The organism is Streptomyces sp. NPDC005574 (assembly GCF_040605435.1).
In the GTDB taxonomy this organism is placed as follows: domain Bacteria; phylum Actinomycetota; class Actinomycetes; order Streptomycetales; family Streptomycetaceae; genus Streptomyces.
In genome coordinates this window covers 141,637-166,113 of record NZ_JBEXCW010000005.1, presented here as the reverse complement: position 1 = coordinate 166,113, position 24,477 = coordinate 141,637, and the positions used below count along the sequence as shown (strand labels likewise).

Here is a 24,477-nt window from a genome sequence, read left to right as displayed (position 1 = left end):
ACCGACCTCACACTCTTCCTCACCGAACGCCGTCGCAGGGGTCAGACGAACGGCGGTGCCGACGGCGGCACGAGCCGAAGCAGGCGCCTCCGACGAAACCCCGACGCGTGCGACAGAGCGTCGATGAGGTGCTGAAAGTCTCCGGCTCCGGCGGGCCGACGTGGCTGGCGGCGCGTACTAAACCGTTTTAGTGGCGTCCTCAACCCGTTGCCGCCACCCGCCAGCCTCGACGCCTACTCGCGCGATACCGGATGCCAAATTCCCCAGCAAACATGGCATCTCGTGTCTTTGACTCTCCGAACACCGACCCGTTGCCACAAGCATTGACCACTCAACCGGGTTAGTGCTTCCATCGACAGCGTGCCGCCGGGGTACCTGACGCGACCCTGGCGCACCCGCCCGGCAGCAGCCTCCCGCCCGAAGGAGATCCATGCTCCCCATCCAAGATGACAACGTTGTCGCATCTGCCTCTCGTCGCCGTCTTCTGATGGGGGCAGCCGTCGGCGCGGGCAGCGCCCTGTTGCTGCCCTCCGGCTCCGCTCGTGCCGCCGGCGCATCGCACCGCCCCCGGGGCGACTACGTCACCGTCCGAAAGGGCGAGTTCGTCCACGCCGGCAGCCGGTTCCGATTCGGAGGGACCAACTGCTACTACCTCCACCAGCGTTCGCACTACATGATCGACAGCGCTCTCGACGACGCCGCCGCCATGGGCCTGAGCGTGGTGCGCGCCTGGGCGTTCGCGGACGGCGCCGAGAAGGCCGACCGACCGCTGCAGCCCCAGCCGTACCACTACGACGAGGACGCCTTCGACGCGCTCGACTACGCGGTCCACAAGGCCGCGGAGCTCGGGATCAAGCTGGTCCTCCCGCTGGTCAACAACTGGCCCGACTACGGCGGGATGCAGCAGTACGTGAAATGGTTCCTGGGGCTCGACGACGACAGCTACGGGGCCGAGACCCCTCATCACGACCGCTTCTACACCGACAAGGCGATCCGCGCGTGCTACAAGGCGTTCGCCGCCCACGTCATAGGGCGCCGGAACCGCTACACGGGCCTGCGGTACCACGAGGACCCGACCGTCATGGCCTTCGAGCTGGCCAACGAACCGCGATGCCGCTCGGACCGGTCCGGGAACACCCTGGTCCGCTGGGCGGCCGAGATGAGCGCGCACGTCAAGCGGTTGGCGCCGCGTCAGCTGGTCGCCGTCGGCGACGAAGGGGCCTACGGGGAGGCGGGTCACGCCGACTATCCGTACTCCGACCACGACGGCGTCGACTGGCGACGGCTCAGCGCTCTGCGCACGGTGGACTACGCGACCTTCCATCTCTACCCCCAGGGCTGGGGTGAGACTTCGTCCGCGAAGCCCGGAACCGATGTCGGCGGCTGGGGCGAGCAGTGGATCCTCCGGCATCTGCGGGACGCCCGCAGGCTGGGCAAACCCGCCGTCCTGGAGGAGTTCGGCGTACGGATCGACGCCGGCCAGGACGTACCGGACACCGCCACCCGGGACGACATCTACCGCCGCTGGACCCGGATCGTCGAGCGGGAGTCAGGAGCCGGATCCCAGTTCTGGCTGCTGACCTCGCGGGTCGACGACGGCTCCTTCTATCCGGACTACGACGGGTTCCGCATCACCTGGAACAACGACGACGCCAACACCACACGCTCGACGGCCCGTGTGCTGAGCGAGCACGCGGCCGCCATGGGCCGGTGAGCCCGGGAGGGGCCGGGCGGAGGGACACTGCTCGGCCCTTCCATGACAGGTATATGACACAACACACCCCCCGAGGAGAACCGGATGCCTGACAGCCGGACATCCCAGAGCCGCCATCTCACCCCCTTACCGCTCGCCCTTCTCGCCCTGTTCGCCCTGTTGGGCGCTCTGCTGGCAGTGGGACACGACGCCACCGCCGCCCCACAGCCGGGCGCGGCGCACCGCGCACGACAGTCGTCCAAAGCCGTCGCGGCAGCCGCCCTGCCGACCCGGTTGCGCGGCGTCAACCGCTCGGGAACCGAGTTCATGTGCGTGCAGAACCGCGGCATCTTCGACGGCCCCTCCGACGCCGCGTCGGTGCAGGCGATCAAGAACTGGAGGGCGAACGCCGTCCGTGTCCCGCTCAACGAGGACTGCTGGCTCGGCATCAACGGCGTCAACCCCGCCTACAGCGGCAGCGCCTACCGCACCGCCGTGACCAACTACGTCACCCTGCTGCGCCAGAACGGTCAGAACGTGATCCTGGAACTGCACTGGAGCAGCGGCGTGTACACGGGCTCCGGCTCCCAGTGCTCGACCTACGCCTCCAACTGCCAGAAGCCCATGCCCGACCGCGACCACACCCCGGCCTTCTGGAAGTCGGTCGCGAGCTCCTTCAAGAACGACGGCGGCGTGTACTTCGACCTGTTCAACGAACCGTTCCCGAACCAGGTCATGTCCGACTACAACGCGTCGTGGAAGTGCTGGCGGGACGGCGGCTCCGCCTGCACCGGCTTCTCGTACACGGTGGCCGGCATGCAGGAACTCCTGAACGCGGTGCGGTCCACCGGCGCGAACAACTACGTCATGGTCGGCGGTCTCAGCTACGCCAACGACCTGTCCCAGTGGCTGACATACGCTCCGACGGACTCGGCCGGCAAGGTGGCCGCCTCCTGGCACTCGTACAACTTCAACTACTGCAACACGCAGAGCTGCTGGGACTCCCAGATCGCCCCCGTCGCCGCGCGCTATCCGCTGGTCGTCGGCGAGATCGGTGAGAACGACTGCGCTCACGGCTACATCGACACGCTGATGAACTGGCTCGACGCCCGTGGGCTGAGTTACCTCGCCTGGACCTGGAACACCTGGGACTGCCGGTCGGGCCCGGCCCTCATCAGCAACTACAACGGCACCGCGACGGCCTACGGCCAGGGTCTCAAGGACCGCCTGGCGCGCGGCTGACGTTCCGCCGCGTCACGCCCGCCGACAGCTCGGCACGCGTGACCGGCGCGGGGTCATCCGCCGGAGCGGGCGGTGCCGGATCGCTTCGGCACCGCCCACTCTCCGTGGCCGCCCACGGATCTCCGCTCACGGCGGCGCTGGTCCCGTGGAGCCGCGGGGGGTGAGGGTGGGCGTGGGCACCTGGTGCGAGCCGGGCGTCTGTCCGTCGATCACGGCGAAGAGCGTCCGCGCCACTTCGGCGCCGAATCCGTGCACGTCGTGGCTCATCGCCGACAGCGGGGGGTGGGTCAGCCGGCACAGCTGGGAGTCGTCCCAGGCCAGCAGGGACAGATCGCCGGGTACCTTCACCCCCAACTCCTGGGCCACCGCCGCCCCGGCCACCGCCATGATGTCGTTGTCGTAGACGATCGCGGTCGGCCGCTCGGCGGCCAGGAGCAGCGAACGGGTGGCCCGGGCCCCTTCCTCGCCCGCGAATCCCGTGTCGACCTGCCGGGCGTCGACGAGGCCGAGGTCCCGGATGGTCGTCTCGAACGCCTCGGCACGGATCGCGCTGTGTCCGAGGCCGCCGGGACCGCCCACCCGCGCGATCCGCCGATGCCCGAGCGCCGCCAGGTAGCGGACCGCCTCGGACACCGCGGTGGCGTCGTCCGTCCAGACGGAGGTGAGGCCGCCGGTGAGGGAGGGGTGGCCGACGGCCACGACGGGCAGTCCCAGTTCGCCGAGGGCGCCGATGCGCGGATCGTCCGTCTGGAAGTCGACGAGGATGGAACCGCCCACCTGGCGCCCCTGCCACCACTGCCGGTGCAGCCCGACCTCCTCGTCGAGGTCGCGCACCAGGCGCAGGAGCAGCGAACAGGACTTTTCGCTCAGGACGCTCTCGATACCGGAGATGAACTCCATGTAGAAGGGTTCGAGGCCGAGCAGCCTGGCCGGCCGGCAGATCGCCAGACCGATGGTGTCGACCCGGATGCCGGCCAGGCTGCGGGCTCGGGTGTTCGGCGTCCAGCCCAGTTCCCGCGCGGCTTGGAAGATCCGGTCGCGGGTGGCGGCGGAGACCCCCGGTTTGGCGTTGAACGCCAGGGACACCGCGCCCTTGGACACCCCGGCCCGGAGGGCGACCTCCCTGATGGTGACCCGGCTGGGCGAAACGCTCACGCGGGTTCCACGCAGAACAGGGCGGCTCGGGCTGCCCGGGGGTCGGCTCCGGACCAGCCGCTGACCCGGATGCGCGCCTGTTCGCCGGGGAGCAGGCTGGTCAGCCCGCGGTCCGCCGCCGCGTCCGGGGCGAGCCGGTCGGGCTGCAGCAGGAGATCGCGTACGAGAGTGTGTGCTGTCACCACGACGTCGACCCTATCTCCCGGGCCGGTCACCGGCTCGACACGGACGTCGAAGCGAGGCCGGGGGTAGGCGAAGTCCCGGTCGGGCACCGCGAAGTGCAGCGCCCGCAGCCCGTCGGCATCCGCGACGAGATATTCCTTGTCCGCTCCCGGCTCGATCGTCACGGGCGGGGGGACGGGGGCACGGACGACGGAGCGTGCGTCGACCTCCACGCGCCAGGTGTGCTCCGCGCGGACTGCGCCGTCCGCGGACAGCCGGCGCAGGGAGACCGTGGTGCTCCAGGTGTGCGCCGTCTGGTTCACCAGGGCGAGCACGGGCCCTTCGGGGCCGGGCTGGACGCTGAGCAGGCGGTCGGCGTACAGACGACGGAGTTCGTGGTGGAGGGGTTTCGGCCGGCCGTCGCCGTCGATCGCCGACCACGAGGTCACCGGCCAGCAGTCGTTGAGCTGCCACACGATGGTGCCCGCGCAGACCGGCCAGTGCGACCGCCAGTGTTCGATGCCGGCGGCGATCGCCCGCGCCTGCACCAGCTGGGTGAGGTAGTGCCAGCGGTCGAAGTCCCGGGGTGGGACGAAGTGCCGGCTCAGTCCCGTGTCGAGTTTGTTCTGGCCGTCCTCCGCCTTCTGGTGGTGCAGCATCCCCGGCGAGTCGGGCGCCAGCGCCTCGCCCGGCAGAGCTCGCCGCAGTGTCGCCATGGCCGGCGGCGCCTGCCAGCCGAATTCGGCGACGAACCGGGGCACGCTGTCGCGGTAGTCCGCGAAGTCGCGGCGGTTCCAGACCTCCCACGAGTGGTGGGTGCCGTGCCCGGGGTCGTTGGGATGGTGGTCCCAGCTTCCCGACCAGGGGCTGCCCGCGGTGTAGGGGCGGGTGGGGTCGAGTTCGGCGACGACACGGGGCAGCAGGCCCAGGTAGTACCCCTCGCCCCAGGAGTTCCCGGCCAGTTCGGGCTCCCAGCCCCAGTCGCGGAATCCCCAGAGGTTCTCGTTGTTGCCGTTCCACAGGACCAGGGAGGGATGGGGCATCAGTCGTACGACGTTCTCGCGCGCCTCCGCCTCGATCTCGCCCCGCAGCGGCTGTTCCTCGGGGTAGGCGGCGCACGCGAACAGGAAGTCCTGCCAGACCATCAGGCCCAGTTCGTCGCAGACGTCGTAGAAGGCGTCGTCCTCGTAGATCCCACCGCCCCACACGCGCACGAGGTCGACGTTGGCCTCGGCGGCCTGGGTGAGCCGGCGGCGGTAGCGGTCGGGCGTGACGCGGGAGGGGAGCGCGTCGTCCGGAATCCAGTTCACGCCGCGGGCGAAGAGGCGGACGCCGTTGACGACGAGGGTGAAGGCCGTACCGTGCTCGTCCACCTCGCGATCGAGCTCGACCGTGCGGAAACCGATGCGCTGTCGCCACACGTCCAGGGTGTCGTCACCGTCGGACAGGGTCAGTTCCAGTTCGTACAGCTGCTGTTCGCCGTAGCCGCGCGGCCACCACAGATCCGGACCGGGCACCTCCAGGTTCAGCACCGCCGTGTTCCCGGTGAACTCCGTCTCGGACTCCGCGCCGGCGACCGTGGCCCGGGCTGTCAGCCGGCGCCCGTCGCCCGTCGCCGTCCTCTCCACTTCCACCTGCACGACCACGCGGCCGAGGTCCCGTGCCACGGTGACCACCGGTCGTACCCGGGCGACGCGCGCCGTCGACCAGTGTTCGAGCCGGACCGGACGCCACATGCCCGCGGTGACGAGCGTGGGGCCCCAGTCCCAGCCGAAGCTGGACGCCATCTTGCGGATGTACTGGGAGGGGGCGGGGTACACGTTCGGACGCTCGCCGACCACGGCCCGTACGGCCTCGGCCTCCTCGTAGGCTGACGCGAACCGCACGGTCAGCTCACCGGAGCGGCCGGTGACGTCGAACCGGTAGGAGCGGTGCATGTTGCGGGTGCGGCCCAGTTCCCGGCCCGCCAGGACGACCTCGGCCGCCGTGTCGAGGCCGTCGAAGACCAGGTCCGTGCGCTCGTGCGCCGTCGCCGCGTCGAGGGCTCGGGAATACGTCCACGGAGTGGTGCCCACCCAGGCCACCTCCGTTTCGTTGCTGCCCAGAAAGGGGTCGGGCAGCAGCCCGTGGGCGTGAAGGTCGTCATGCACACAGCCCGGCACGCGCACCCCCAGCGCCCTCCCTTCATGGTGCAGACTCCACCCCTCACTGAGCAGGGTGACGTCCTTCATAACGCGGCTCCCCTCACCGGATCCCGCGTCACCGGTCCGCGGGCTGGAGGCAAACTATCCGCTCGTCCCACCGTCTGTCCATAAACCGGTTCAGACGGCGGATGCCCTTCCAGCCAAGTGCCTACACCGGCTTCCAACTGCGGTAACAGACACACCCATCCGCGGATCAGTAACGATTAGGCAACGCGAGGCGCACTTAACCTTTACCGGTTCATGCAGCCGCTGCCATAGTTCCGGGCAGCCCGCTCGGGGGAACCGAGCCGCAACCTTGGAAGGAGCCGGGCACATGGCAAGGAAGTCAACGGCGACCGCCGTGTTCGCCGCCGCGACCCTGACACTCGCCGGATGCAGCGGGGCGGGAGCACCGTCCGGCGAGGCGGCCACCGCGCCCGCCGACGCGAGCAGCGTGTCCGGGGACATCACCGTCCTGACCCAGCGGACGGACCTCGTGCAGAACGGCACGATGAAGAAGTACGCCGCCGAGTTCACCAAGGTGTACCCGAAGGTGAAGGTGAAGTTCGAGGCCATCACGGACTACGAGGGCGAAGTCAAGATCCGCATGAACACGGAACACTACGGCGACGTCCTCATGATCCCGGCCGCCATAGCGAAGGACGACTACCCGAAGTTCTTCGCACCGCTGGGTGACACCGCTCGACTAAGCACGAAGTACCGCTTCATGGACAAGACCGACGTCAAGGGCAAGGCGTACGGCATCGCGAGCTTCGGTACGGCGAACGGGTTCGTCTACAACAAGGCCGTCTGGAAGCGAGCCGGTGTGACCGACTGGCCCACCACGCCGGCGCAGTTCCTGGCAGACCTGCGGAAGATCAGGGAGAAGACGGACGCCGACCCGTACTACACGAACTTCAAGGACAGTTGGCCGCTGACCGCATGGACGAACAGTCTCGGTTCCGTCAGCTGCGACCCCCAGTCGAGCAACGGACTGGCCGGCTCCGACGCGCCCTGGACCATGGGCAGTGACCTGAACGTCATCGACACGCTGCTCTACGACATCGTGCACGACAAGCTCTCGGAGAAGGATCCGACCACCACGAACTGGGAGAACTCCAAGGGACTGCTCGCCCGGGGCAAGATCGCGAGCATGCAGCTCGGCTCCTGGGCCATCACCCAGATGCAGGACGCGGCACGACAGGCCGGCGACAACCCCGACGACATCGGCTTCATGCCCTTCCCCGCGCAGAAGGACGGGAAGTTCTGCGCCACCCTGCTGTCCGACTACCAGCAGGCCGTGAACACCCATTCCTCCCACAAGGCCGCCGCTCGCGCCTGGATCGACTGGTTCACGGAGAAGTCCGGTTACGCGGAGAAGGAGGGGGCGGTCTCCGCACTCAAGTCGGCGCCCATGCCGAGCACTCTGAAGGCCTACGCCGACAACGATGTCCGGTTCGTGGAGCGTTCGGAGACGGACACCGCCGCGGTCAACGCCATCGACGACGCGGCGGAGATCGGGCTGAACAAGCCCGACTACCGGCAGAAGCTGGTCGACCTCGCCCGCGGTGCGCAGAAGGGCGATCTGGAGGGCTTCTTCGCGGATCTCGACAAGCGGTGGTCCGAGGCCAGGAAGACCGTCGGATCCTGAGTCACGGCGACGGGGCCCGAGCACGCCGTGCGACCGCCGAGCCCCGTCCTCCCCCACCACGGACGAGGAAGACCTCCATGTCACACAGCACCCGGGCCCGGGCGGCCCAGCCCGCGCCCACCGACTCCCGTCAGGGCACGCGCGGTGAGTCGCCGCCGGCCCCCCGCTCCTGGCGCAGCCACCCTCTGAGGAGGATCACACCCTGGCTCTTCCTGGTGGTGCCGCTCGGACTGCTGATCACCTTCACCTATGTGCCGGTGGGGAACATGATCTATTACAGCTTCACCGACTGGGACGGAGTGAGCCCCGACCGCGACTTCACGGGGATGAAGAACTACACCGAGATCTTCACCCGGCCCGAGCTGTTCCGTGTCTTCTTCGTCAGCTTCTACTACCTCGCGGCCTCGGTCGTGCAGATCGCCGCCGCCCTCTACTTCGCCGCACTGCTCAGCTTCGACGTCCGTCTGCGGAACCTCTTCAAGGGGATCCTGTTCTTCCCGTATCTGATCAACGGCGTCGCCATCGGGTTCGTCTTCCTCTACTTCTTCCAGGAAGGCGGCACGCTCGACACCGTGCTCTCGTGGTTCGGCGCGGGCTCCGGCCATTCCTGGCTGGGCAGCGCCGAATCCGCGAACGTCTCGCTGGCGGGTGTCTCGGTGTGGCGGTTCACCGGCCTCAACTTCGTCCTGTTCCTGGGGGCGATCCAGTCGATCCCGGGTGAGCTGTACGAGGCGGCGGAACTCGACGGAGCGAACCGGTGGCAGCAGTTCCGCCATCTGATCCTCCCGGGGATCAGGCCGGTGATCGGCCTCAGCGTCATCCTGGCCGTCTCCGGCTCCCTCGCGGTGTTCGAGATTCCCTGGATCATGACCGGCGGGGCGACCGGCACCTCGACCTTCGTCATCCAGACGGTGAAGCTCGCCTTCCAGTTCAACAAGACGGGGCTGGCGTCCGCCGCGGCGGTCGTCCTCCTGGTGATCGTCCTGCTGATCACCTGGCTGCAGCGCCGCATTCTGCCCGACGACAAGGTGGACCTGGTATGAGCTCCGTCGCCCGCCCCGCGCGCACCCCCTCCAAGCGTCACCGGGTGTCCAGGACCTTCACCTACGGCTCCCTGGTCCTCGCCTCGCTGGTCGTCCTGACACCGCTCCTCGTGGTGTTCCTCACCTCGTTGAAGACGTCGAGTGAACTCGTCGACGGCGGCGGGGCGTTGGCCCTGCCCCGGCACTGGCTGAACTTCGACAACTACGCCACCGCCTTCACCGACGGCCACATGCTCACCGCGTTCGGCAACACGGCCTTTATCCTGCTCTTCTCGATCACCGGCACGGTGATCATCGGTTCGATGACCGCGTACGCCATCGACCGCTACGTCTTCCGCGGCAGGAAGCTGGTGATGGGCCTCTTCCTGGTGGCCACGCTCGTTCCCGGGGTGACCACCCAGGTGGCCACGTTCCAGGTCGTCAACAGCTTCGGCCTGTTCGACACGCGCTGGGCGCCCATCCTGCTCTACACGGGCACCGACATCCTGTCGATCTACATCTTCCTCCAGTTCATCCGCGGTATCCCGACGTCACTGGACGAGGCGGCCCGGCTGGACGGAGCCAACGCCTGGACGATCTACTGGAAGATCATCCTTCCCCTTCTGAAGCCCGCCGTGGCGACGGTCGTCATCGTCAAGGGGATCACGGTGTACAACGACTTCTACATCCCCTTCCTCTACATGCCGTCGGAGGACCTGGGCACGATGTCCACCGCGTTGTTCCGGTTCAAGGGCCCGTTCGGCGCGCACTGGGAGAACATCTCGGCCGGCACCATACTCGTCATCCTGCCCACGCTGATCGCGTTCCTCCTGCTCCAGCGGTACATCTACAACGGGTTCGCGCAGGGCGCGACGAAATAGCGGGACGCCGATGACGCGTGACGTTCCCGGCGGCGACGGTCGCACCCCGACACCCGCAGGACCTGTGCGTCCTGCCGCCACGTGAACCCGGCGTGCGGCCCGAGGTCTGACGATCCCCGGACCGACGTCGATCTCACTCGGCTCCGCGACCGGGACCCGCGCCCCGACGGCTTCGCGACAGCGGCCCGAGCGGGCGGGCGTCGGACGCCCTGCCTCACGCCCCGAGGCCGCCGTCGACCTTCAGGACCGCGCCGGTCACGTAGGAGGAGCGGTCACTGAGGAGCCAGGCGGCGGCTTGCGCGATCTCGCCGGGGTCGGCGGCACGCCGCAGCGGGGTCCCCGCGTTGATGCGCTCGATGATGCCGGGGTTGACGTCGTCCCAACCACGCATCATTTCGGTCAGGGTGGTGCCGGGGGCGATGGCGTTGACACGGATGCCCTCCGGGCCGTAGGTCACGGCGGCGGACTCGGTGAGGCTGTTGACCGCCCGCTTCATCGCCCCGTAGGCGGGCAGCTCGGGGTTGCCCCTGTGGCTGCCGACGCTGGAGTTGTTGACGATGGCCCCGGTGCCGGCGGTGGCCCGGATGGCGGCGACCTCGGCGGCCATGGCCAGCCAAGTGCCCTTGAAGTTCACTTCGTAGATGCGGTCGAGGTCGGCCTCCCGCACCTGGTCCATCGGGCCCGGCGGGATTCCCGTCGCCCCGTTGTTGAAGGCGATGTCGAGCCGGCCGTACCGGCTCACGGTGCGGTCGACGGCGGCCCGCACGCTGTCCGCGTCGGCCAGGTCGCACACGACGTGGTCCGCGGTGCCGCCCGCCGCACGAATGTCCTGGGTCACCGATTCCAGCTGGTCCTCCGTGCGGGCCGCGAGCATCACCCGGGCGCCCTCTCGGGCGAACAGCCGTGCCGCGGCGGCGCCTATCCCGCGCCCGGCGCCGGTGATGAAGGCGACCTTGCCGGCCAGCAGGGCCGGGGAGGCGGTCGGGATGGAAGTGTCGGCGGTGGGTGTGTTGTCCATGGCAGAAAGCCTGCGTCCGGTCGCTGACGCTATCCAGGCACAGGCGGTACCTGGATAGCGTCAGCGGCATCGGCGCACACTGAGGGGGTGGACAGACAAGAACTGGGCGCTTTCCTGCGCAGCAGGCGTGAGCGGATCACTCCGGCCGAGGTGGGACTGCCCACAGGGCGGCGCCGCCGTACGCCGGGGCTGCGGCGTGAAGAGGTGGCCCAGCTGGCGTTCATCTCGACCGAGTACTACACGCGGTTGGAGCAGGCGCGTGCCCCGCGCCCGTCACGCGATGTGCTGGCCGGTGTGGCCCGAGCCCTGCGCCTGTCGGATGCCGAGCGCGACCACTTCCACCACCTGGCCGGCGCGCCGCCGGGCCCGCCACCCGGGCCTTCCCGTGAGGTGCGCCAGAGCATTCTGCGCCTGCTCCACAGGCTGCCGCAGGCCGCGGCGATCGTGATCTCGGCGACGTACGAGGTGATCGCCTGGAACGATCTGGCGACCGCTCTCCTGGAGGACTTCTCCGCTCTGTCACGGCGCGAGCGCAACTTCGCGCGCCGCGTCTTCCTGGAGCCGCGCCGGCAAGGGAGTGGCACGTACGGCTTGTTGGACGCGGCCGCCTTCGCCCGCAACACGGCCCAGGACCTGCGCGCCACGGCCGCCCGCTACCCCGACGACCCGGAGGTGGCCTCACTGGTGGCCGAACTCCGCTCGGGCAGTGCGGAGTTCGCCCGGCTCTGGGCCTCCCACGACGTGTCCGCCGAACCCACTCTGTGCAAGACCCTCCAGCACCCGCTGGTCGGCCCCGTGACTGTCAACTGCGACGTCCTCGACATCGCCGACCGGGACCAGCGGGTCGTGATCTACACCGCCGAACCCGGCTCACCGTCGGAGGACGCGCTGAGGCTGCTGTCGGTCATCGGCACCCAGCGCATGGACGTACCCGGCTGAACCCCGCCACGCCACGGTCGGTTGCGGGGCACCGGCCACCAGGAGCCCGTCGGACCGGGCTCATCGAACGGCATCGACGGCCCCATGCCTGCGGGCGGCCGGCCATCGGCGGGATCGGACCGAGCCCCCGGACAGGTTCCCGAACCCGTGCGCCCGTCACGCAGGGCCACGCCCGCACGGTGATGACCTCGTACGACGCGACGCGCGGCCGGGTCAAGTCACCGACGTGCACTGCCGCGTGGGGGCCGCAGGCTCGTGGCACCCGGCGCCTCTATCCGAGCGTGAACATCGCCTCGGTGACCTCGCCGATCGCCGCATCGGGGATCGCGCTGCCGGCGTCCTCGAGGACGAGCAGCCGTGCCCCCGGGATCTCGCGGGCGATCGCCTCGCCGTTGCCGACGGGGAAGAACCGGTCGCGGCGCCCGTGGACGACAAGGGTGGGGACCCCGATCTCGGGCAGTCGCTCGCGCCGGCGGGGCCTGCAGTCGAGCCTGGAGAACACCAGGCCCATCTGGTTGGCCATCTGAACCGGTGTCGCGGTGCCGGGCGTGCGGTCCCAGATGCGGGCAGCGATCGCGCGCGCGGCGATCGGGTCGTCGCCGCGGATCTCCGCGCCGGCCGCGGCGAACTCCGCCACCGCCTCGCGGTCGGTCCAGTCGGGCATCGGACGCGCGAACAGCCGGCTCATCGTCGCCTGGTCATGGTCGGGGAGGTCATCGTCGGGCGGGCCAGGGGCAACCGCGCGGGTGCCCACCAGGGTGAGTGCCGAGAACGCGCCGGGGTGGTCGAGCACGGCCACCTGGGCGACCATCCCGCCGACACCGATCCCAGCGAGGTGCGCAGGTCCCCCGCCGAGCGCGTCGGCAAGGGCCACCGCGTCGGCGGCGAGGCCGCGCAGGGTGTAGGCGGGCGCCTCCGGATCCGTGGTCGTCGACTCCCCGCTGTCACGCAGGTCGTAGCGCACCACACGGCGCCCACCGGCGGCGAGGCGCTCGCACAGGGCGTCGGGCCAGGAGAGCATCGTCGTCCCGCCCACGAGCAGGACGAGCGGCGCGTCGTCGTCACCGAACGACTCGATGCCCAAGGCGATCTCATTGACGTCGACAGTGGTCATCGGATCACCGGAAGCGGTCGTACGTCAGGTGCGTCGCGGTCGACACCGAGATCACCCTGGGCTGCATCGGCCTGCGCGGCGCTCGGCCGGTGAACGGCGTTGTCCGGTGCGCGGCGCGGCGGACGCGGGGGGCCGCGTCGGTTCGGCGGACGCGAGGCGCGGCGTCAGCCCGGCGGTCGTCGGGATCATCGGTGAACGCCGAATTGTGCAGGGCCTCGCGATCGGTGACCAGGCGGTTGTCCGGGCCGGGGTCGCCAGGCCCGTGCCCGGTGACGAAGCCGTCGGGGCGGACCGGGATATCAGCGGGGATTCGATTCATGACAGGGCAGACCCGATCCGCCGCCCAGACTCATCGCTCACGCTCACGCTCACGCACACGGGCAGGCGCGTGCCGGAAGTCAGCCCGACAGCACCGCGCCCGGAGCTGCACGCCGGCCTCGCAGCGCCGTCTGCGCTTACGGACATCGGCACACCGAAAGGTGAGGCAGGGCCGGAATCCGCTCGCGGGCCGGGACGGGCGCCGGTAGGCAAGGCCGTCGAGGGCGACAGTGTGGCGGCACGTCAATTGGTCTGATTCGGCGGTGACTTGGCGCACAGATAGGGGCGCGCGAGCAGCAGTCCCGTGCCTGTTGTGGCGATGCCCAGACAGACCGGCGCGAGGTGGAAGAAGTCCGTGTAGTGGATCACGCCGTGCACCGCGACCGCCGGAAGGAATCCCGCGGCCGCCGCCGCGGTCAGCGTCCAGAACACCCACGCCTCGCCCCGCCGCCATCCCCACGCGCTGAGCAGGGTGATCGCCACCGCGGCCGACATCAGGGCGCCGCCGAACCCGGCGCGGTCATGGGCGACAAACGGCACGAGCCGGGAATTCACGGTCTCCAGCGTCCGCCTGCTGGTGCCCAGGAAGGTCAGGTCGCTCGGCACGAAGACGCCGGTCAGACCCACCACCGAGATCACCGCTCCCCCGACGAACAGCCCCGCTCCGGTGATGATCAACAGCAGCTGGCCGGTCAGCGCTCGGCGGCGTTCCGGCTCCGGTCCCTCGGGCACCAGACGCCACCGCGGTGTGGGTGGGGGCCGTAGGACCGCGGCCACGAACATCGGGAACAGCACGAGGGTGGTGGCGGTGTGCAGTGGCTCCACGAAGCCGGTGGCCAGGAAGGAGAACAGGGTCGGAAAACCGATCGCCCCCGACAGCAGATACACCGTGCGGGCCCAGGTCCACCCACGTCTGATCCCGCCGAGCGCGAGGCCGGTGTAGAGGGCGCCGATCGCCACCATCGTGCCGGCCATGGTGATCCGGTCGTGCTGGAGGAAGTGCACGAGATGGTGATTGGCGGCATGCAAGTCGTGCACCGTCATGCCGAGATAGTCCCGGTCGTACCAGAGCAGCACCGGTCCGAGCGTGATCGCCGCGGCGCCGAGTCCGGCGCCCACCATGCCCAGTCCGACGAGCAGCGCCCACCACCAGGCGGGCCAGCGGCGGGGGTCTCGGCCCACGTCGTGCAGTCCCGGGGCCGGCGCGGTGGGCGTGGCCGCGTCGATGACCCGTGCGAACCAGCCCGGCCCGGCCGCCACAAGCACCGAGGGACGGGCGAGCACGACGGCGCCGGGTTCCTCGATCGCGGCGGCCGCAGCGGTGACCGACGGGTCGGACACGCGGCTCACATGCGGGTCGTCGTCGCTGGTGAACCCGTCGACGTAGGGCTTCAGTGCGGCTTCGGTCTCCGGGTCGCAGGCGCGGACGACCAGTGGAACCGAGCGGTCGGCCGCGGCCTCCCGGACCGTGTCGATGTCTGCCGACGCGACAGGGCCCACCTCGACGAAGCCGGCCCCGAGCGGCGGCAGAGCGTGTACCGCTTCGCGGGCAAGCGAGGGCGGGACGGATATACCGAGGCGGACGGCCACGGGCACCCCGGCGATCTCACCGGCGAGTTGCGCGGGCGGATGACGGTGTCCGAACGCCCGTGAGATCAGCCGCGCGCCGCCGGGTCGTGAGCCGATCGAGGCAAGCAGTCGCAGGGCCGCTCGCTGCGAACGGCGTCGGCCGAGGACGGCGGCAGCGGGGCCGCGCAGAGGGTGATACGTCCAGTCCGGCATCAGCGGCCCCCGTTTAGTGACGCGGTCACCCGATCGCCGGGCGGGGTCCAGCCGAGCACCGGCGTCATGGAGCGCAGCGTCGCCCGCGTGGGCGTCAGGCGGGCGGCCACGTCGCGCAGCAACACCGCGGGCGGCCACGACAGTTGCCCGATGGCGCCCAACCGGGCGGAGCGGCGTGTGACGGCCTGGGTCCTCGGGCGGCGCAGCAGGTCGTAGGAGTGAAGCGCCGCGGCCACGTCCTGGGTGCCGTCGAGGCAGTGGGCGAGCGTGACCGCGTCCTCCAGCGCCTGGCACGCGCCCTGCCCCAGATTGGGAGTCATGGCATGAGCCGCGTCGCCCAGCAGCGCGAGCCGGCCGCGGACGAAGGAGGGCAGCGGCGGCAGGTCGTACAGGTCGTGGCGGAGCACCGCGTCCGGGGGGACGGCGGCCAGCAGGGCGGGGACGGGATCCGGCCAGGACCCGAAGCGCCGCACCAGTTCGCCGTACTCGGACGAGCCGAAGACCGTCCCCTCCGGCAGCGACGCCGACGCGAAGCAGTACATTCGCCGGCCCGGCAGCGCCGTATGACCGAACCTCGCTCCGCGGCCCCAGGTCGCCGCGCCCTCGCGGGGCGGCTCGGCGAGCGGCTCGGTGACCATGCGCCAGGCGGTGTAACCGGCGTAGCGAGGCCCGGCCGCATCGGGCCACAGGGCGCGCCGGAGCACACTGCGCAGCCCGTCGGCGCCCACCACGAGGTCAGGCCGCGACTCGCCCCCACAATGATCGACGACCGGACGGTTGGCGACGTCACGGACCGCCGACACCTCGCTGCCCGATCGCAGGCTGTCGGCAGGCAGCGCCTCCGTCAACGCCCGCAGCAGGTCCGCGCGGTGCAGGACCACCAGGGGATGGCCGAAGCGACGTACCAGCTCCGCGTTGTCCGTCCGGGACAGCCAGCGGCCGCGGCGGTCGCGGACGCCGCCCGCGGTCTCGACGGCCCCGGCAGCCCGGACGACGTCGGCCAGGCCGAGCGCCTCGAGCGCGCGCAGTGCGTTCGGCCACAGGGAGATGCCGGCGCCGATCTCAGTGAACTCCGGTGCACGTTCCAGCACTTCGACGCGCCAGCCCCGGCGGTGCAGGGCAAGGGCGGCCGCGAGGCCACCGATCCCGCCGCCGACGATGGTCGCGGCGCGCTGCGGCATGGGTCCTCGCTCCTGGCTCGGGGGCCCCGCCCCCTTCGTCTGGCCGTCGATCAGGCGCCCGAGCGGCATGCGACGAGGCACAGGTCCGACTGAGCAGCGCATCATAGCAACATGTCGACAGGCACCTGTCAACGTGCCGGTGGTGGTCGGCCTGCCCTGCGGTCGCGGGACATCGCGCAGGCCGTTGAAGCCGGTACGTCGGCGATGACGCCGGGTGTCTTCAGCACGCCGACCGCACCATCGCGGGTGGGCATCCGCAGGCCCGGTCAGGGCAGGAGGATCTGCACGGCACCGGTGCGACGCCCCCGATGTGATGCGGACTTCACAAGGAACGCATACTCGGTGATCGCTGCGGTGACATGAACGCGGTGACCGGTGCGCAGCGCCTGCTGAAGGGTTGTAGGGGAAGATGAAGGACGCGAACGAACTGGCCGTTCCGGAAGTGGTGGACAGTCCGTCTGTCCGGCCGCATCCGAGCGGCGGCCTCGCGCAGTGGTTGCTGCGTCACCGGGTGCAGCCGGTCGGACCGGCGGCGGGCGAGGGTCACACCGAGCCGCAGGCATGGTGGAAGGTCATGTGCCTGACCGGGGTGGACTACTTCTCCAGCCTGGCGTACGTGCCGGCGATCGCGGCTCTGGCGGCCGGGGCGGTGTCGCCGCTGGCGACCCTGTTGATCGTGGCACTGACGCTGGTGGGCATGCTGCCGATGTACCGTCGCGTGGCCCGGGAAAGCCCGCACGGGGCAGGCTCGGTGGCGATGCTGGAGGACCTCCTGCCTTTCTGGTGGGGCAAGTTGTTCGTGTTGGTGCTGCTCGGTTTCGTGGCCACCTCCTGGATCATCACCATCACCCTGTCCGCGGCGGACGCCTCCGTGCACATGATGGAGAACCCCTATCTGCCCCATGCCCTGCACGGTCACGAAGTCGCCATCACGGTGGGCCTGTTGCTGGTGCTCGGCGGGGTGTTCCTGCTCGGGTTCAGCGAAGCCGTGAGCGTGGCCATCCCCCTGGTCGCGGTCTTCCTGCTCCTCAACGCGGTGGTGATCGCCGTTGGACTGGTGCAGGTGTTCACCACGCCGGGAGCATGGTCGGCATGGACGCACGCGCTCGCCGAGGGCGGCGGCGGATTCGGTGATCTGGCAGGTCCGGCACTTACGGCGTTTCCGCTGCTGGTGCTCGGCCTCTCGGGTTTCGAGACCGGGGTGAGCATGATGCCGTTGGTGGCCGCCGACGGCGCCGACGCCGAGCAACGCCTGCGCTCACGGATCCGCAACACCCGCAGGCTGCTGACCACCGCCGCGCTCATCATGAGCGTCTACCTGCTGTCCGCGAGTTTCGCGACCACGGTCCTCATACCCCACAAGGAGTTCGAACCCGGCGGCGGAGCCAACGGCCGGGCCCTGGCCTGGCTGGCCCACGAGCACGTCGGTGAGGCGTTCGGCACCGTCTACGACGTCAGCACCATCCTGATCCTGTGGTTCGCGGGAGCGTCCGCGATGGCGGGCCTGGTCAACATCGTCCCCCGATACCTGCCCGACTACGGCATGGCCCCCGAGTGGGGACGCGCGGTACGCCCGGTCGTGCTCGTGTACACCGCCCTGTGCGTGCTGATCACCATCGCGTTCGACGCCGACGTCGACGCCCAGGCCGGCGCCTACGCCACCGGCATCCTGGCCATGATGGTCTCCGGCGCCTTCGCCGTCACCGTCTCGGTCGTACGGCGTCGCCGGCGAGCGCCTGCCACAGGCTTCGCCCTGCTCACCGCGGTGCTCTTCTACGCCCTGGTGGCCAACATCGTCGACAAGCCCAACGGCATCGCCATCTCCGGCATGTTCATCGCCGGCATCATCACCGTGTCACTGGTCTCCCGGATTTCGCGCACCACCGAACTGCGCGCCGACCGCATCGTCTTCGACCCGGTCGCCCGGCAGTTCATCACCGACACCCTCGCCCACGACAATTCGATCAACATCATCGCCAACCGCCGTCAGGCCGGCGACAGTGCCGAATACACCGCCAAGGAACGCGAGCAGCGCGGCAGCAACCCGGTGCCCGGTCCGGCCGACGTGCTGTTCCTGGAAATAGACGTGGTCGACCCGTCCGACTTCAGCGAAACGCTGACCGTGTGCGGCGCGGAAGTCGACGGATACCGGGTCCTGCGCGCCGAGGCCCCGGCCGCCCCGAACGCCATCGCCGCGATCCTCCTGGCCCTGCGCGACGCCACCGACGTACAGCCGCACTGCTACTTCTCCTGGGCCGAAGGCAGCCCGCTGAAGCACATGTTCCGTTACTTCCTGCTCGGCCGCGGTGACACCGCTCCGGTCACCCGCGAGATCATCCGCAGCAACGAACCCGACCCCGAGCGCCGCCCCGGCATCCACGTCGGTGGCTGACCCCGCACGGCCCTCCCATGTCCTCGGGGCGCGGCGAAACGTGTCGCGGCACGTCGTTCTCGGCGACACGGCCCTGGAACGGAAACGGATGCAGGTGGCTGCCCTCTCCCGAATGCGACCTGCCTTCGGTGGGCCGCGCGTCACGGGACTCGGGTAACTCCCTGCGCGGCGGCGGCGATTCGGGGATGCTGGGTGCCCGTGACCGAAAATCTGAGCGAGACAACGTCCGGCAGTGAGGCCAGGGCACTTCTCCGGGTCCTGGACGGACAGCGGCGCCACGTTCTCGGCATCCTCGACGGGCTCGACGCGGCGGAGCTGCGACGGCCCGTGCTGCCTTCCGGATGGCACTGCCTGGGGCTGGTCCAGCACCTGACGCTGGATGTGGAGCGGTTCTGGTTCCGCGCGGTCGTCGCCGGGGACGAGGAGGTCATCCGTGGCCTGTCGAGCGGCGACGAGGCGTGGAAGGTGGCCCCGGAGGTGCCGGCCGTCGACGTGCTCGACCGGTACCGGCAGGAGGCCGAAGTCGCCGACGCCGTCATCGCCTCCACCCCGGCGGACGCCGCGTTGGCCTGGTGGCCTCGCGATCTCTTCGGTGAGCCGCACCTGCACACCGTGCGCGACGTCCTGCTGCACGTCATCACCGAGACCGCGTGCCACGCCGGCCACCTCGACGCGGCCCGAGAGCTGATCGACGGCCGCCGCTGGCTGGTCCTCACCTGAAGATCCCGGTCCAGCTTCGCGCGCCTCGCGCCGAAGCCCCGGCGCCGCTCGCGCCTGCGCGCCGTACTCCCCGAACAGTCGACTCCCGCCGGCGCGGAGTATCCGGAGCGGGAACGGCTGCACGGCTCGCCGCCGACGGGGCCACGGAGCCTCGCAAAACCCGTTGGCGGACGCAAAATCCCGTTGGCGGACACGGCCACCGTTGCTACTCTGCCGGAGGCCGTGCGACAGAACGAGGAGGTGGTACCCGTGAACGCGATATCGACATGGGTGCTCCCCTCCGGAGTCATGGTCGGGCGATAGGTCGTCCGGGAGCGCCGTTCAAGAGCCCTCCCGAAAGGCACGACCGTGCACTTCACTTCCGAACAGCGCCTCGACGACGGCGTCCTCGAGCGCGAATTCACCCTCGGCGAGATCCCCGGCACCCTGTGGACGCCCGGGTCCGCACCGGCCCCGCTGCTCTTGATGGCCCACAACAACGGCCTGCCCAAGGCGGAACCCCGGCTGGTGGCCAGGGCCCGGTACACCGCGGCGCGCGGCTTCGCGGTGGCCACCATCGACGCCGCCGGGTGCGGTGAGCGACCGCGTTCCGCCGCCGACGAGCAGGCCCGTGCGGACCTCCGGCGGGCGATGCGGGCCGGCGAGCCGGTCGACGAGATCTTCGAGTCCCTCATCGGCCCGCTGGTCGAGAACGCGGTCCCGGAGTGGCGGGCCACTCTGGACGCTCTCCTCGAGCTGCCCGAGATCGGCGGCCCGGTCGGGTACTCCGGAGGGTGGACCGCTCTCGGCATTCGGCTGGCGGTGGCCGAGCCGCGTATCGCGGCTGCGGGCTTCTTCGCCGGGGGGTACGTGCCCCGTGCCCAGCGCGAGCAGGCCCGGCAGGTCACCATCCCGCTGCTGTTCCTGCTGCAGTGGGACGACGAGGGAAACCCCCGGCAACGGGCCCTGGACCTGTTCGACGCCTTCGGCAGCAAGGAGAAGACGCTGCACGCCAATCCGGGCGGGCACACCGGCACCCCGTGGTTCGAGCTGGAAGACGGGTGCCGATTCCTGGACCGACACCTGAAGTGAGGCCGGGTCGCCCTGGTCGGCCGCACAGCCGGCCGGGGCTCGCGGGTCCGTCGGGCCACTCCAGGGTTCACGCGGCGCCCTGCCCTCATGGCGGCCGGGCTCGGTTCAGGGCCTCCCTGCCGCTGACAGCAGACGTCGCGTCGAGCTGCCCTTCCTCGGCATTCCGCACCACTCCGGCGACGGTGACGCCCAGGCCCTGCCCGGTGCCCCGGACAACGAATCGGCCGGGTGGCCATCGGCAGCGTTCAAACCGCCGACGGAAGGGGTCGATGTGCGCTTGAGCGGCTCCGGGTGCCAAGATGAAGCAATGTCCAACAACGTATTCTTCGACATCACCATCAACGACCAGCCCGCGGGCCGGATCGTCTTCGCACTCTTCGACGACGTAGTTCCCAAGACCGCCAGGAACTTCCGCGAACTCGCCACGGGCGAGCAGGGATTCGGCTACGAGGGCTCCTCCTTCCACCGGGTCATCCCCGACTTCATGCTCCAGGGCGGCGACTTCACCGCCGGCAACGGCACCGGTGGCCGCAGCATCTACGGTGAGAAGTTCGCCGACGAGAACTTCCAGCTCAAGCACACCAAGCCCGGCCAGCTCTCCATGGCCAACGCGGGACCGAACACCAACGGCTCGCAGTTCTTCATCACCACCATCGTCACCAACTGGCTCGACAACAAGCACGTCGTCTTCGGTGAGGTCGTCGAGGGCATGGACGTCGTGAAGAAGATCGAGGGCCTCGGCTCGGGCTCCGGCACCCCCTCGGCGAAGATCACCATCGCCAAGTCGGGCGTCATCGAGGCCTGATCTTCTCGCGTACGCGTCCGAGCCCGGCGATCTCATGACTCGCCCCGCTCCAGGCGCAGCGAGCCGCCCCAGCCGCTCCGGCTGAAGGCGGGCACGAAACCGCAGGCCGCAGACCGCCCCGAAGATCAGGCAGAGCCGATGTCGCCGGCCGGGGCGGTCGGGTGCGGAACGCCGACGGCGACCGCGTGAGAGAGCACCACAGAGCCGTCCGTCACCTGCAGCGGCTGACCCCGGCCATGATCGTGCCTGCGAGTCGGTGCGCGGTGGTGTGGGGCGTGAGACGGGCGGTCACCAGCGGCTCCGTCCGGTCAGCGGGCATCGGCTGCCTCCGATGTGGTGAGGACGGCTGGCCTGAGGTCTGCGCACACCACTGAGCGAATCCGGTGGCCGGGCCCGCCTGCGGCGAGCGGGCGGCGCCCGAGTCCAGGCCCTGGTCCTTGGCACGCTTCAGGTCGACCATGCCGTCGACGAACGTTTCGTCGAGGCCGTGGCCGAGCAGGGTGGACCGCAGTTCCTCGAACGTCTGGTGCTGGTAGCGGACCGGACGGCCCAGTTCCTCGGTCATGATGCGGGCCAGCTCGCTGGGCGACAGGTCCTGTGGGCCGAGCACCGGAACGAGCCGCACCCTGGCCCGGCTGTGCCGGGTGCTACGGGATCCGCTACTGGTACGGGCGGGCCAGGTGATGGTGCCCACACCCCGCGCCGACGCGCTGCGGGACGAGGCCGCCTCGGTGGTGCCCCGGCTGGAGGCACTGCTCGCCCCGAGCGGCGTGACCGACCTCGCCGCCCTGCGGCGCACCTTCACCGTTCAGGCCTCGGACCTGGTCGGCGCCGCGCCGGCGCCGGGACTGCTCGGGCCGGCCGGACGCCGGGCGCCGGGCGTCTCGATGCGGGTGCTGGCCGAGGAGTGGGAGGCCGGCCCCGCGCTGCGCGAGGGCCGGACCGACCTGGAGATCGGGGCCATCGACCCCGTCGACCCGGAGACGAGGGTCGGGGAGCCGGCCACGCCGCGGATGGCGGCCGGCGTCAGGGCTGGGCATCCACTCACCGAAAAACCCTGCCGCCGCCAGACTGGCCACGGCCGAGCACGTGGCGGTCAGCCGCCGGGGACGCTTCACCGGCCCGCTGGACGTCGCCTTGGCTGAGCAAGGACTCAGCCGGCATGTCAGTGTCGTACTGGCCGGGCATCTGGCAGCGATGGCCCTGGCCGCGGTCGGCGACGTGGTCTGCCCGGTGCCGACCGCGTTGCCGGGCGAGCCCCCTTCACCGCTCAGCGACGCGGCGCACGCCCTGGGACTGCGGCTCCTGGACATCCCGCTGCCGCTTCCACCGCTGACCATCGGCACGGCCTGGCACCCGCGCCACGACGCCCACGGAGCCCACCGCCGGCTGCGAGACCACCGTGCGCCGGTGATGCGCCCGGCCAGAGAGACAGCCCACGGCCCGGGTGTGCGCCGACCCGGGCGGTCGCCCGTTCCGCTTCCACTGACCGACCGGGCCGCGGTCCCTCAGCCGGCCTTGGCCTTGTTCTCCGCAGCCTCGTTCTTCTCGGCCTTCTTCTCGGCCTTCTTCTGCGCCTTTCCGGGCGCCTCCTCGGCCTTCTTGGCCTTCTTCGACTTGCCAGGCTTCTGGTCGGACGTATCCGGCTTCGTGTTCGCCTGCACTCCCCTGTCGGACGCGCTGTTGTGCAGAACCCCGGCAGGCCTGGCCGCTTTCCGGCTCAGACCGTCGGACGCCGCAGCGGCGGCGCTCGTCCTGGAGGCGGCGTCGCGAAGCTGCCCGGCGGAGGCGCTGTGAGTGGTGGGCGGTGGAGCCACAGGTGCCGTGGAGGTGTCGTGCCTTTCCGCCGGGCTGCTGCTTTCCGTGCGGCCCGTTTCGGCGGGTCGGCTCACGGCGCGGGTGGCCTTCCCGTTGTCTCCCGGGTGTGAGGTGCCGTCGGTGACGGCGAGGGTGGCGGCCATGACGGCCGCGAGCGCGACGGTTCCGCCGGCCACCAGGACGCGGCTGTGTGCGGGCGCCGTCTTCGGCGCGGCAGGGTCCGGGGCGGGCAGCGGGTGCGGGTGCGTGAAGTCGTCGTCCTGCGCCCGTTCCCGAACGGGGACGACGGGCGTGACACCCGTGGTGGCTACGGTGGACAGGAGACGGGGCGTGTCGGCGAGGGCGGCCAGTGTCCGGGCACAGGCGAGCGCGGACGGACGGGTCTGCGCGTCCAGGGCGGTCATGTCACGCAGCAGGACGGCGAGTGCTTCCGGCAGGGAGCCCGGCAGTACGGGTGAGCGGTGGAGGCGCGCTATCGCTGCCTCCAGGGGACCGCCGTCGTACTCGAGCCTGCCCGTGAGGCATTCGACGAGCACGAGTCCGAGAGCGTAGATGTCCGCGGGCCGACCGACCGGCTGGCCGAGTACCTGCTCGGGCGACAGGTACGCGGCGGTGCCGATGAGGGTGCCCGTAGCGGTGTGAGTGGTGGCGTCGACCAGCCGGGAGATTCCGAAGTCCGTCAGATAGGTGCGGCCCGAAGCGTCGAGGAGGATGTTGGACGGCTTGACGTCACGGTGAACGATCCCCGCCTCGTGGGCGTGAGCCAGGGCCCCGGCAAGGCCGGCACCGAGGGCGGCGGTCTCTTGGTAGGACAGAGGGCCCTGGGCGATACGGCCTTTCAGCGTGGAGCCTTCGATCAGCTGCATGACCAGATAGGCTCGGCCGTCGTGCCGCCCGGCGTCGTAGGCGGTGACCAGTCCCGGATGCTGCAGCCGTGCCAGGATCACCGCCTCGCTTCCCAGGCCCTCGTCTGCATCGAAGCCGGTGCCGGGCCGGAAGACCTTCACCGCCACGGGCCGTCTCAGACGCAGGTCGAAGCCTCGGTGGACATCCGCTGCGCCGCCCGAACCGATGAGAGCGTCCAGGCGGTAGCGGCCGGCCAGTATCTCGGCGGAACAGCGGGACGCCAGCGCCATGGCTGACTCGCGCAGCCTCATTCCATCTCCCATGCTTCGAAGCCCGATTCCTGCTGGCGCCCGTTGCCGCCCAGGCGCGCTGGACGCAAGTACCCACGAGACGGCCCCCTACCCCACTGATCCACCGACCGCGCCGCCACCACCTGCAGAGGAGCACCCGGGCACCGGCCCGACCCGGACCGGTTACCGCGTCC

At 70.3% G+C, this 24,477-nt stretch carries 18 protein-coding genes and 2 pseudogenes; 11 read left to right on the top strand and 9 right to left on the bottom strand.

The window, feature by feature from the left end; all coding sequences use genetic code 11:
- Nucleotides 1–487 precede the first annotated feature (487 nt).
- On the top strand, nt 488–1,714 hold the full coding sequence (locus ABZT03_RS05905) for a cellulase family glycosylhydrolase (protein ID WP_356034025.1): 1,227 nt from the start codon (nt 488–490) through the stop codon (nt 1,712–1,714).
- 84 nt (nt 1,715–1,798) lie between these two features.
- Nucleotides 1,799–2,935, top strand: coding sequence for a cellulase family glycosylhydrolase (locus tag ABZT03_RS05900; protein ID WP_356034023.1), 1,137 nt, complete (start codon nt 1,799–1,801; stop codon nt 2,933–2,935).
- 126 nt (nt 2,936–3,061) lie between these two features.
- Here the strand turns inward: ABZT03_RS05900 and ABZT03_RS05895 are convergent, their stop codons facing one another.
- The gene (locus ABZT03_RS05895) at nt 3,062–4,090 is read right to left on the bottom strand and encodes a LacI family DNA-binding transcriptional regulator (protein ID WP_356034021.1); all 1,029 of its coding nucleotides are present in this window, start codon (nt 4,088–4,090) and stop codon (nt 3,062–3,064) included.
- The gene (locus tag ABZT03_RS05890; protein ID WP_356034019.1) at nt 4,087–6,483 is read right to left on the bottom strand and encodes a glycoside hydrolase family 2 protein; all 2,397 of its coding nucleotides are present in this window, start codon (nt 6,481–6,483) and stop codon (nt 4,087–4,089) included. The genes ABZT03_RS05895 and ABZT03_RS05890 overlap by 4 nt, the downstream gene beginning before the upstream one ends.
- Nucleotides 6,484–6,769: 286 nt before the next feature.
- Between ABZT03_RS05890 and ABZT03_RS05885 the strand changes: the two genes are divergently transcribed.
- The 3 genes from ABZT03_RS05885 to ABZT03_RS05875 all read left to right on the top strand — a co-directional run bounded on the left by ABZT03_RS05885 (nt 6,770) and on the right by ABZT03_RS05875 (nt 9,989).
- Entirely contained in the window at nt 6,770–8,086 is a 1,317-nt protein-coding gene (locus tag ABZT03_RS05885; RefSeq protein ID WP_356034017.1) for an extracellular solute-binding protein, read from the top strand.
- Nucleotides 8,087–8,163: 77 nt separating this feature from the next.
- Nucleotides 8,164–9,129 (top strand): sugar ABC transporter permease, encoded by a 966-nt coding sequence (locus ABZT03_RS05880; protein ID WP_356034015.1) that lies wholly within the window; start codon nt 8,164–8,166, stop codon nt 9,127–9,129.
- Nucleotides 9,126–9,989, top strand: coding sequence for a carbohydrate ABC transporter permease (locus ABZT03_RS05875; RefSeq protein ID WP_356034013.1), 864 nt, complete (start codon nt 9,126–9,128; stop codon nt 9,987–9,989). Before ABZT03_RS05880 ends, ABZT03_RS05875 begins: the two co-directional genes overlap by 4 nt.
- Before the next feature lie 214 nt (nt 9,990–10,203).
- Here the strand turns inward: ABZT03_RS05875 and ABZT03_RS05870 are convergent, their stop codons facing one another.
- Complete coding sequence (locus ABZT03_RS05870; protein WP_356034011.1) at nt 10,204–11,007, bottom strand: glucose 1-dehydrogenase; 804 nt, start codon at nt 11,005–11,007, stop codon at nt 10,204–10,206.
- Between the two features lie 87 nt (nt 11,008–11,094).
- On the opposite strand from ABZT03_RS05870, the gene ABZT03_RS05865 reads away from it, so the two are divergent.
- On the top strand, nt 11,095–11,946 hold the full coding sequence (locus ABZT03_RS05865; RefSeq protein WP_356034009.1) for a helix-turn-helix transcriptional regulator: 852 nt from the start codon (nt 11,095–11,097) through the stop codon (nt 11,944–11,946).
- Nucleotides 11,947–12,217: 271 nt separating this feature from the next.
- Here ABZT03_RS05865 and ABZT03_RS05860 read toward each other — a convergent pair whose 3' ends face one another.
- From ABZT03_RS05860 to ABZT03_RS05845, 4 genes and pseudogenes are all read right to left on the bottom strand, one after another.
- Nucleotides 12,218–13,060, bottom strand: a complete 843-nt coding sequence (locus tag ABZT03_RS05860) for an alpha/beta hydrolase (protein WP_356034007.1) — start codon at nt 13,058–13,060, stop codon at nt 12,218–12,220.
- A 169-nt stretch (nt 13,061–13,229) separates the two neighbouring features.
- Nucleotides 13,230–13,379, bottom strand: a pseudogene (locus ABZT03_RS05855) (dihydrofolate reductase); the annotation flags it as partial.
- A 242-nt stretch (nt 13,380–13,621) separates the two neighbouring features.
- Nucleotides 13,622–15,160 (bottom strand): hypothetical protein, encoded by a 1,539-nt coding sequence (locus ABZT03_RS05850; protein WP_356034005.1) that lies wholly within the window; start codon nt 15,158–15,160, stop codon nt 13,622–13,624.
- A complete protein-coding gene (locus ABZT03_RS05845) occupies nt 15,160–16,341 on the bottom strand; it encodes an FAD-dependent monooxygenase (RefSeq protein ID WP_356034003.1) in 1,182 nt (393 codons plus the stop codon). The genes ABZT03_RS05850 and ABZT03_RS05845 overlap by 1 nt, the downstream gene beginning before the upstream one ends.
- A 409-nt stretch (nt 16,342–16,750) precedes the next feature.
- On the opposite strand from ABZT03_RS05845, the gene ABZT03_RS05840 reads away from it, so the two are divergent.
- The 4 genes from ABZT03_RS05840 to ABZT03_RS05825 all read left to right on the top strand — a co-directional run bounded on the left by ABZT03_RS05840 (nt 16,751) and on the right by ABZT03_RS05825 (nt 21,329).
- The gene (locus ABZT03_RS05840) at nt 16,751–18,733 is read left to right on the top strand and encodes an amino acid transporter (protein ID WP_356034001.1); all 1,983 of its coding nucleotides are present in this window, start codon (nt 16,751–16,753) and stop codon (nt 18,731–18,733) included.
- Nucleotides 18,734–18,925: 192 nt separating this feature from the next.
- Entirely contained in the window at nt 18,926–19,453 is a 528-nt protein-coding gene (locus tag ABZT03_RS05835; RefSeq protein ID WP_356033999.1) for a DinB family protein, read from the top strand.
- Nucleotides 19,454–19,801: 348 nt separating this feature from the next.
- Nucleotides 19,802–20,524 (top strand): alpha/beta hydrolase, encoded by a 723-nt coding sequence (locus tag ABZT03_RS05830; RefSeq protein WP_356033997.1) that lies wholly within the window; start codon nt 19,802–19,804, stop codon nt 20,522–20,524.
- Between the two features lie 307 nt (nt 20,525–20,831).
- Complete coding sequence (locus ABZT03_RS05825; protein ID WP_356033995.1) at nt 20,832–21,329, top strand: peptidylprolyl isomerase; 498 nt, start codon at nt 20,832–20,834, stop codon at nt 21,327–21,329.
- 211 nt (nt 21,330–21,540) lie between these two features.
- Here ABZT03_RS05825 and ABZT03_RS05820 read toward each other — a convergent pair whose 3' ends face one another.
- Nucleotides 21,541–21,939, bottom strand: a complete 399-nt coding sequence (locus ABZT03_RS05820; RefSeq protein ID WP_356034181.1) for a hypothetical protein — start codon at nt 21,937–21,939, stop codon at nt 21,541–21,543.
- 7 nt (nt 21,940–21,946) lie between these two features.
- On the opposite strand from ABZT03_RS05820, the pseudogene ABZT03_RS05815 reads away from it, so the two are divergent.
- A pseudogene (locus ABZT03_RS05815) lies at nt 21,947–22,727 on the top strand (LysR substrate-binding domain-containing protein); the annotation flags it as partial.
- 110 nt (nt 22,728–22,837) lie between these two features.
- On the opposite strand, the gene ABZT03_RS05810 reads toward ABZT03_RS05815, so the two are convergent.
- Nucleotides 22,838–24,304 (bottom strand): serine/threonine-protein kinase, encoded by a 1,467-nt coding sequence (locus ABZT03_RS05810; protein WP_356033993.1) that lies wholly within the window; start codon nt 24,302–24,304, stop codon nt 22,838–22,840.
- Nucleotides 24,305–24,477: the final 173 nt, after the last annotated feature.

Coding starts and splice junctions, on each gene's coding strand:
- ABZT03_RS05905 (WP_356034025.1), top strand. CDS start 488: ATGGGGGCAGCCGTCGGCGCGGGCAGCGCCCTGTTGCTGCCCTCCGGC.
- ABZT03_RS05900 (WP_356034023.1), top strand. CDS start 1,799: ATGCCTGACAGCCGGACATCCCAGAGCCGCCATCTCACCCCCTTACCG.
- ABZT03_RS05890 (WP_356034019.1), bottom strand. CDS start 6,483: ATGAAGGACGTCACCCTGCTCAGTGAGGGGTGGAGTCTGCACCATGAA.
- ABZT03_RS05885 (WP_356034017.1), top strand. CDS start 6,770: ATGGCAAGGAAGTCAACGGCGACCGCCGTGTTCGCCGCCGCGACCCTG.
- ABZT03_RS05880 (WP_356034015.1), top strand. CDS start 8,164: ATGTCACACAGCACCCGGGCCCGGGCGGCCCAGCCCGCGCCCACCGAC.
- ABZT03_RS05875 (WP_356034013.1), top strand. CDS start 9,126: ATGAGCTCCGTCGCCCGCCCCGCGCGCACCCCCTCCAAGCGTCACCGG.
- ABZT03_RS05870 (WP_356034011.1), bottom strand. CDS start 11,007: ATGGACAACACACCCACCGCCGACACTTCCATCCCGACCGCCTCCCCG.
- ABZT03_RS05860 (WP_356034007.1), bottom strand. CDS start 13,060: ATGACCACTGTCGACGTCAATGAGATCGCCTTGGGCATCGAGTCGTTC.
- ABZT03_RS05850 (WP_356034005.1), bottom strand. CDS start 15,160: ATGCCGGACTGGACGTATCACCCTCTGCGCGGCCCCGCTGCCGCCGTC.
- ABZT03_RS05845 (WP_356034003.1), bottom strand. CDS start 16,341: ATGCCGCAGCGCGCCGCGACCATCGTCGGCGGCGGGATCGGTGGCCTC.
- ABZT03_RS05840 (WP_356034001.1), top strand. CDS start 16,751: ATGAAGGACGCGAACGAACTGGCCGTTCCGGAAGTGGTGGACAGTCCG.
- ABZT03_RS05825 (WP_356033995.1), top strand. CDS start 20,832: ATGTCCAACAACGTATTCTTCGACATCACCATCAACGACCAGCCCGCG.
- ABZT03_RS05810 (WP_356033993.1), bottom strand. CDS start 24,304: ATGAGGCTGCGCGAGTCAGCCATGGCGCTGGCGTCCCGCTGTTCCGCC.